The sequence below is a fragment of the Winogradskya consettensis genome (assembly GCF_018332715.1).
In the GTDB taxonomy this organism is placed as follows: domain Bacteria; phylum Actinomycetota; class Actinomycetes; order Mycobacteriales; family Micromonosporaceae; genus Actinoplanes; species Actinoplanes consettensis.
The window spans coordinates 246,500-253,991 of the sequence record NZ_BOQP01000043.1; the positions used below are offsets into that span (position 1 = coordinate 246,500).

Consider the following 7,492-nt stretch of genomic DNA (forward strand, 5'->3'; position numbering starts at 1 on the left):
ATGCCTCCTGCTGCCGCGCGGTCAGGCGCTGCGTAGCCTTCTCGGGCCGGTGTCGAGGCGGGTGCCGGGCTCGCCGACCTCTATCGAGGCGTGCAGGATCGCGTAGCCGTCGGGCCGGGCCAGCACCGGGTTGAGCGACAGTGCCCGCACCCGCGGATGCTCGTCAGCGAGCCGCCCGACCCGCAGCAGCAGGTCGATCAACGCCTCCCGATCCACCGGCTGGGACCCTCTGTACCCGTGCAGAAGCGGTGCCGCCCGAGGCTCGTCGACCAGTGCCGCCGCGGCCCGGTCGGTGAGCGGGGCCGCGCGCCAGGCCCGGTCGCCGAGCAGTTCACTGGCCACCCCGCCGAGCCCGAACCCGACCACCGGCCCGAACGCGGGATCCTCCACCAGGTCGATCGTGCAGGCGACCCCCGGCGCGACCATCGACTGCACCAGCACCTGCGGCCCGAACGCCGTGGCCAGCTCACGGTAGGCGGCCCGGACGTCATCCTCATCAGCCAGCGCGAGCCGCACCGCTCCGAGGTCGATGCGGTGCCGCAACGCACCCCCCGCCGCTTTCAAGGCGACCGGATAACCGAGTGCACCGGCCGCTGCGATCGCTTCCGCCACGTCGTTGGCCGAGGTCGAGGGCTCAACCCGGATTCCGTACGCGGAGAGCAGCTCGACCGGCGGCCCCAGGATCTCGGCAGCGTCCTGGTCCACCCCGGACAGCGCGGGCATGACCCCCGGCGGCCGGCGCAACCACTCGGCGTAGGTGGCGACGCGCCCCAGAGCCCGAACGGCCTCCTCAACCGACGGGTACGAGGGCACCTTCGACGGCAACTGCCCGAGCAGGAACATGGCGACGGTCGGCTTCTCCCCCGCGAGCGCGACGCTGCTGAGGGCGGCAACGAAGTCAGCGTCCTCGTCGGGCAACTGCCCTGGTAGCGGGGGCGCGAAGACCACCACGAGGGCGTCCACCCGCTCGTCGACCGCGGCGTCGGCCAGTGCGTCGGCGAAGTCGTGGGCGCTCGCCTCGGGGCTGACGTCGTGCGGATATCCCTCGGCGACGACCAGACCGTTGGCCCGGCACGCGGCGACAGCCAGCCCGGACAGGGCGGACGAATTGCCGACCACCCCGACCCGTCGCCCCGCCGGCAGCGGTTGGTGCGCCAGCAGAATGCCGACGTCGAACAGCTCCGCGACCGTGTCGACGCGGATGACGCCGGACCGCGCGAACAGGGCGGTGACGGCGTTGGTGTCGGGACCGGGCAGGTCACCGGCGAGCCCCGGCGGCCGGGTGGCCGACGCGACGGCGACGACGGGCTTCACGCGGCTCATCCGGCGGGCGAGCCGGGCGAACTTCCGCGGGTTGCCGAACGTCTCCAGATAGAGCAGGACAGCGTCGGTGCCCGGATCGTCCTGCCAATACTGCAGGAGGTCGTTGCCGGAGACGTCGGCCCTGTTCCCGGCGGAGACGAAGCTCGAAAGCCCCAGCCCACGGCTTTCCGCCTCGGCCAGCAACGCCACACCCAGCGCCCCGGACTGGCTGAAGAACCCGACGCGCCCGGCGGCAGGCAAGCGCGGTGCCAGCGTGGCGTTCAGGCGTACCGAAGGATCGGTGTTGGCCACCCCCAGGCAGTTGGGGCCGACCACCCGCAGTCCCGCCGACCGGGCCGCGTCGATCAGCGCCCGCTGGGCGAGCGCCCCCCCCACCCCCGCCTCGGCGAACCCGGCGGAAACAACGACGAGACCACCCGCTCCGGCCAGGGCCGCGTCGGCAACGGCATCCGCGACCCCATCGGGGGGTACGGCGATGAGCGCCACATCGACCGCAACGCCCGCGTCGGCAGCCGACCGGAACGCGGGCAGCCCCGCCACCCGCTCGGCACTGCGATGCACCGGAACGACCTCCCCGGTGAACCCGCCGTCACGCAGGTGGGCCAGCAGCGCCGCCCCGATCCCCTGCCCGCTCGCGCTCGCTCCGTAGACGGCGACCCCCCGCGGATGCAGCAGCCTGGCGATCGAGCGCGCCTCGGTGCGCTGCTCGCGGCTGTCCTGCACCTCGCGCGACTTCTCGGTGGGCGCGATCGGGAAGCTGAGGTGCACCACCCCGTCGGCATACTTGCGCTGCACCTGATAGCCGAAGTCGCTGAAGACCCGCAGCATCCCGCTGTTCTGCGGGAGCACCTCGGCCACGAACCGCAGAATCCCGTTCCCCTGGGCCGCATCGGCGAGATGCTCCAGCAGGACGGACCCGATCCCGCGCCCCTGATGCGCATCCTCCACCACAAAAGCGACTTCCGCCTCGGGCGAATCCGGCCCCAACCGCTCATAACGCCCGACCGCCATGATCTGGCGTCCGGAAACAATCACGAACGCCTCCCGATCGCGATGGTCGACGTTGACAAATCGCTCCAGGTCACGCTCCGGAATGCGTGGATAGGGGGAGAAATAGCGTAGATAACGCGTGCGGTCGCTCATCCGGGAGTGAAATTCGACGATCGCCGCCGCATCGCCGGGAGTAATCGGCCGCAAATGCACGGCACTCCCGTCGGAGAGAAGCACATCGGCTTCCCGCTTACCCGCCATCACCACCACCGCCTCCCGCTCCCCATCCAGTCTTCGTCAGTCGCGACCGTCGTGCGGGTCGAGCCCGAACAACGGAAAAACCTCCATGCGGGTCGCCAGAATCGCCCTGTCGACCGGGTCCGGGGCCGTGCCGGGCTGCCAGCGCTCGACCGGCGGCGGCGTCCCGTCGGTCAGGGTCTCCGGCACCATGCTGCCCGGCCTGCGCTGCGCGGCGAGCTTGCGCCAGGTCGGCGGGGTCGGCGTCAGCGGATCGAGGGGGTCACCGGTGGCCACGGCGAGCAGGTGGGTCCAGGCCCGGGGCACCACCTCGACCAGCGCATATCCCCCGCCACCGGTCGCCACCCACTTCCCGTCGCAGAGCTCGTCGGCCAGCTCACGCAACGCGATGTAGGCCGCGCGCTGCCCGTCGACCGACAGCCGCAGGTCGGCGAGGGGGTCGAGCCGGTGGGAATCCGCGCCGCACTGGGTGAACAGGAGCTGTGGCTGGAAGGCCCGCACCACCGAGGGCACGATCGCGTGGAAGGCGCGGAGCCAGCCGGCATCGCTGGTGGCGGGCGGGAGGGCGATGTTGACCGCCGTGCCCTCCGCCCCGGGGCCGCCGGTCTCGTCGGGGTAGCCCGTGCCGGGGAACAGCGTCAGGGGCGACTCGTGCAGGCTGATCGTGAGGACGCGGGGATCGTCGTAGAAGGCCGCCTGCACGCCGTCGCCGTGGTGCACATCGATGTCGACGTAGGCGATGCGCTCCGCGCCCTGGTCGAGCAGGCGGGCGATCGCCACGGCCGGGTCGTTGTAGACGCAGAATCCCGAGGCTCGGGCAGCCATGGCGTGATGAAGGCCACCCGCCACGTTCACCGCCCGGGTCGCGGCGCCCGACCAGACCGCTTCGGCCGCAGCGATGCTCGCCCCGCAGATCCACGCCGAGGCCTCGTGCATGTGATCGAAGACGGGGTTGTCCGGGGTGTTGAGACCCCAGCCGCGGAAGAACGGGTCGCGGGGCGCGAGCCGGACCGCCTCCAGGTAGTCGGGCCGGTGGATCCGGGTGAGCGCGGCGTCGTCAGCCGGCACCGGTGTCACCATGCTCACCCCCGGCCGGTCGAGCACGCCCAGCTCACGGGCCAGCGCGATGGTCAGCTCCACCCGCACGGGGTTGAGCGGGTGATCACCCATGTCATAGGAGAGGAGCGCCTCGTCCCACACCACTGCTGTCGTCCCGTCCGCCATGTCAGCCACTTAACCACGGTGGTCCGACAGCTTTCCGCCCGGTCGATGCCGGGCCCCGGCGATGGCCGCCATCAGCTGGGACAACACACAAATGCCGCCACTACCACCGCCCGCTCACACGGTGCATGCCCGTGAACAAGCCGCAGGCACGGTAGGGTTCGGTGACCCACCTCGTCGGCGCGAAGTCAACCCCCGGCTGCGAGGTAATATCGCTGTCGGGAGGGCCGCACCGTGAATGATCTCGTCGATACCACCGAGATGTACCTGCGCACGATCCTCGAGCTCGAGGAAGAGGGTGTGCCGCCACTGCGCGCGCGCATCGCCGAGCGGCTGCATCAGAGCGGTCCGACGGTCAGCCAGACGGTTGCCCGGATGGAGCGCGACGGTCTGCTGACCGTGGAGAACGACCGGCACCTGGTGCTCACCGAGGACGGCCGCGTCGCCGCGGTCGCCGTCATGCGCAAGCACCGCCTCGCCGAGCTCCTGCTGGTCAACGTCATCGGCATGCCCTACGAGGAGGCCCACGAGGAGGCCTGCCGCTGGGAGCACGTCATGAGCGACTCGGTGGAGAAGAAGGTCTACGAGCTGCTGAATCGTCCGACGCGCTCGCCGTACGGTAATCCGATCCCCGGTCTTGAGGTTCTGGGCACGCCCGGCGACGGGCCGCTGGAGAGCGTCACAGCCGGGCTCAACGGCGGCAGTGAGCGCAACCTGGCGTTCCCCGGCCTGAGTGGCAGCGTGGTCGTGCGCCGCATCTGCGAGAGCGTCCAGACCAACGCGGGTGTGCTGCGTCAGCTGCACGCCGCCGGCATCGACCCCGGCGCCACCGTGACGGTCGCCCAGGAGCGCGACGGCGTCACGATCGACCGCTCCGGCGACAAGATCCGCCTCCCTCGCGAGGTGGCCTCCCGCGTCTTCGTCGACGCCCACTGACCTGCGACAGCCCGCGGTGACGCCGTCGCCGCGGGCTAGCCTTCCGAGGTTTCGAGGGCCTTGGCGAGGTTGAGCAGTTTGCCCTGCAGCGCCTTCACGTCGGCGGTCTTGGCGCTCTTGGCGAAGGTGTAACGCAGCGTCTGCAGCTGCCCGGCCTTGCTCAGCCAGGAAATCTCCACCACGGGGCCATGAGAGCCGCTCGCCTTGGTGACGAGGCGATAGCCCGCCTTGCCCAGCCCCTTCATCTTGGTGGCCTTCGCCGGCATCAGCTCCCCGGTGAAGAGATCAGCATCGGCTTTGGTGCTCTTGACCACCGAAAGCACCAGGTAGGGCCATTGGCTGCTGGTCATCTGCACCACGCACGTGGAGGTGTCATCCACGTGATCGGAGGCGGCAGCCGTGAACGCGACGCCGATCTCCTTCTTGATGAGCGCGTAGTCCCAGAGAGCGCAGGCGCCGCCGGCCGAGGCCGCGGGCAGCTGGACGACTTTCACCGGCGGCAACGTCGTCGTCGCAGCCTCGACCTTTTTCTCCGTGCAACCCGCCAGGGAAAGCAGCACCGCCAGGGCACCGAGGGCGAAGAGACGCGTGCGCACCGGAATCCTCCCGATCATTTCGGGGCACACCGTACTGGCCGACGGGCCGTCCACGGAAGTCCAACTCAGGCACCATCAAAATACGGACAGTGACGACATCCCCGGCCACAGCAGGTCCCGCGCTTGGCGAGGAACGCCGCGGTCAACACGAAGAGTCCCGAACCGGGATCGAGATAGCCCGCCTGACCGGCACCGAGCGCGTCATCATGGGCGGCGAGCACCTCGCCACGACGCGGATGATCAAGAGCCAACCGGCTGTGGTGCGGCTCCGACAGCGGGCGCGAGGCCAATTCATCCACCATCACACGGTACGCCCACCGCGCAGCACACGACTACTTGGCAGCATCCGTCAAGTAGTGCCAAGATGAACCGGTGACCGACGATGCGCTCGTCGAGCAGATCGTCAGACTGCTCGACATCCGGCTGCTCGACCCGCTCGAGATCCTCCTCGACGGCGACGACGCCGTGCACGCGCTGCGCACCCTCGTCCGCCTCCGGGCCGGGCGCTGGGCCGACTCGATGCGCCAAGCCGACGACCAGTCCGCGGCGATGGCAACGATGCGCCTCGTCATGACGCTCTATCCCAGCGACCGGGCCTTCAACCCACCCGTCGACTGGTGGTTCTCCCCGCTCGGCCGCGTGGTCGCCGAACGAGTCGGCCACCCCTCAGCCGAGTCGGTGTCCTACGCGATCGCCGGCGCCATGCTCGGCATCAGCCGCCAGGGTGTGCACGATCTCGTCCGCCGGGGCAAACTCCCCCGCCACCCCGACGGCGGCGTACCGTCAGCCGCCGTCCGCCAGCGCCTGCAACACACCCACCGTCCCGTTCACACAGAGCCCGTTCACACAGAGGAAGACCCATCGTGATCAACGATCGCCTCGTCGACGCCGGCGACCTGCCCATCGCCGTCCGGGACTTCGGCGGCGACCAGCCGCCCCTACTCCTGCTGCACGGCGCCGGCGGCAACCTCGCCCAGCTCACCACCCTGGCCCGCGCCCTGCGCCCCCACCACCGCGTGATCGCCCTCGACCTGCGCGGCCACGGCCGCTCCGGCGACGCCCCCTGGACCTGGAAGGCCGGCCTGGGCGACCTCGCCGCGGTCACGGTCCAGATGGAGCTCGACCGCCCCGCCGTCGTCGGCCACTCCCTGGGCGGCATGCTCGCCACCCTCTGGGGCCAGCGCCACCCCGAAACCCCCGGCGTGATCAACCTGGACGGCAACCCACCCCCGACCAGCCCCGACCAGCTGCCCGGCCTCCCCCCGGAAAAAGCCGCCACCGAGCTCACCCGTCTGGAAGCCCTCTTCGACTCCATGGAGCTCACCATGGGCCAGCCCTTCCCCACCGCCGACCTCCCGGCCCTGGTCGAAGCCCAACGAGCCGCCGCCCGCGAATCCGGCGCCAACGAAAAACTCTGGCTCGAAGCCTTCCGCCGCAACATCGTCACCAAAGCCGACGAAACCACCATCCGCCCCACCCCCGAAACCGCCGGCACCCTCCGCACCCTCATGAAAGACCTGGACCTAACCGACGCCTACACCACCACCCCAGCCCCCACCCTCGCCATCCTCGCCACCCGCAACCTCCCCGCCCAAGAGCCTTTCTCCGACCTCTACACCGCCCACCGCACCTACCTCCTCAACCAAGCCACCCAAGCCGCTGAGACCAACCCCCGCATGCACTACCTAGCCCTGGAAAACGCCTCCCACGCCATGGTCCTCGAACACCCCGAACCCCTCGCCAAAGCCATCACCCACTTCCTCCAGGGCAAATCCCCCGCCTAACCACTCACCTCTCTCCCTGCCCTTGGCTCTTCCTGCTCTGGCTCTTCCTGCTCTTGGCTCTTCCTGCTCTTGGCTCTTCCTGCTCTGGGCTCTTCCTGCTCTTGGCTCTTCCTGCTCTTGGCTCTTCCTGCCGCTTGGCTCTTCCTGCCGCTTGGCTCTTCCTGCCGCTTGGCTCTGCCCGCCCGCCCGCCGGTCGGCTCCGGCTCCGGTTCCGGGGGCGAGAACTGGCCGGCGCCAGACGCAGTCATGCATCGACCCGGCTGGGTGATAGCCCAATCGCGGGTAATGCTCCGGGTCACGAACCGGCCGAGCCGGGGATACCGGCTCAGGGCGGATGCCACTGCTCAGGCCAGGAAAGCCAGCCCGGACCAAAACGCCAGCCCG

At 70.1% G+C, this 7,492-nt stretch carries 7 protein-coding genes; 3 read left to right on the forward strand and 4 right to left on the reverse strand.

Annotated elements, in window-relative coordinates:
- Positions 1-21: 21 nt before the first annotated feature.
- Positions 22-2,574: a bifunctional acetate--CoA ligase family protein/GNAT family N-acetyltransferase gene (locus tag Aco04nite_RS36150; RefSeq protein ID WP_213001712.1), complete on the reverse strand. Its 2,553-nt coding sequence runs from the start codon at positions 2,572-2,574 to the stop codon at positions 22-24.
- Positions 2,575-2,610: 36 nt separating this feature from the next.
- A complete protein-coding gene (locus tag Aco04nite_RS36155; protein WP_213001742.1) occupies positions 2,611-3,795 on the reverse strand; it encodes an acetoin utilization protein AcuC in 1,185 nt (394 codons plus the stop codon).
- 231 nt (positions 3,796-4,026) lie between these two features.
- On the opposite strand from Aco04nite_RS36155, the gene Aco04nite_RS36160 reads away from it, so the two are divergent.
- Positions 4,027-4,728, forward strand: a complete 702-nt coding sequence (locus Aco04nite_RS36160; RefSeq protein ID WP_203838774.1) for an iron-dependent transcriptional repressor DtxR — start codon at positions 4,027-4,029, stop codon at positions 4,726-4,728.
- A 35-nt stretch (positions 4,729-4,763) separates the two neighbouring features.
- On the opposite strand, the gene Aco04nite_RS36165 is transcribed toward Aco04nite_RS36160, so the two are convergent.
- Together Aco04nite_RS36165 and Aco04nite_RS36170 are read right to left on the reverse strand one after the other, a co-directional pair.
- The gene (locus tag Aco04nite_RS36165) at positions 4,764-5,378 is read right to left on the reverse strand and encodes a hypothetical protein (protein WP_244876540.1); all 615 of its coding nucleotides are present in this window, start codon (positions 5,376-5,378) and stop codon (positions 4,764-4,766) included.
- An 11-nt stretch (positions 5,379-5,389) separates the two neighbouring features.
- On the reverse strand, positions 5,390-5,626 hold the full coding sequence (locus Aco04nite_RS36170) for a C1orf53 family protein (RefSeq protein WP_203838772.1): 237 nt from the start codon (positions 5,624-5,626) through the stop codon (positions 5,390-5,392).
- 70 nt (positions 5,627-5,696) lie between these two features.
- Between Aco04nite_RS36170 and Aco04nite_RS36175 the strand changes: the two genes are divergently transcribed.
- Both Aco04nite_RS36175 and Aco04nite_RS36180 read left to right on the forward strand, forming a co-directional pair.
- Positions 5,697-6,191: a hypothetical protein gene (locus tag Aco04nite_RS36175; protein WP_213001713.1), complete on the forward strand. Its 495-nt coding sequence runs from the start codon at positions 5,697-5,699 to the stop codon at positions 6,189-6,191.
- Entirely contained in the window at positions 6,188-7,108 is a 921-nt protein-coding gene (locus tag Aco04nite_RS36180; protein WP_213001714.1) for an alpha/beta fold hydrolase, read from the forward strand. Before Aco04nite_RS36175 ends, Aco04nite_RS36180 begins: the two co-directional genes overlap by 4 nt.
- The last annotated feature ends 384 nt before the right edge of the window (positions 7,109-7,492 follow it).

What these genes read in the sequence shown, in the direction of transcription:
- Aco04nite_RS36150 (WP_213001712.1), bottom strand. Translation starts at nt 2,574, where the DNA reads ATGGCGGGTAAGCGGGAAGCCGATGTGCTTCTCTCCGACGGGAGTGCC.
- Aco04nite_RS36155 (WP_213001742.1), bottom strand. Translation starts at nt 3,795, where the DNA reads ATGGCGGACGGGACGACAGCAGTGGTGTGGGACGAGGCGCTCCTCTCC.
- Aco04nite_RS36170 (WP_203838772.1), bottom strand. Translation starts at nt 5,626, where the DNA reads ATGGTGGATGAATTGGCCTCGCGCCCGCTGTCGGAGCCGCACCACAGC.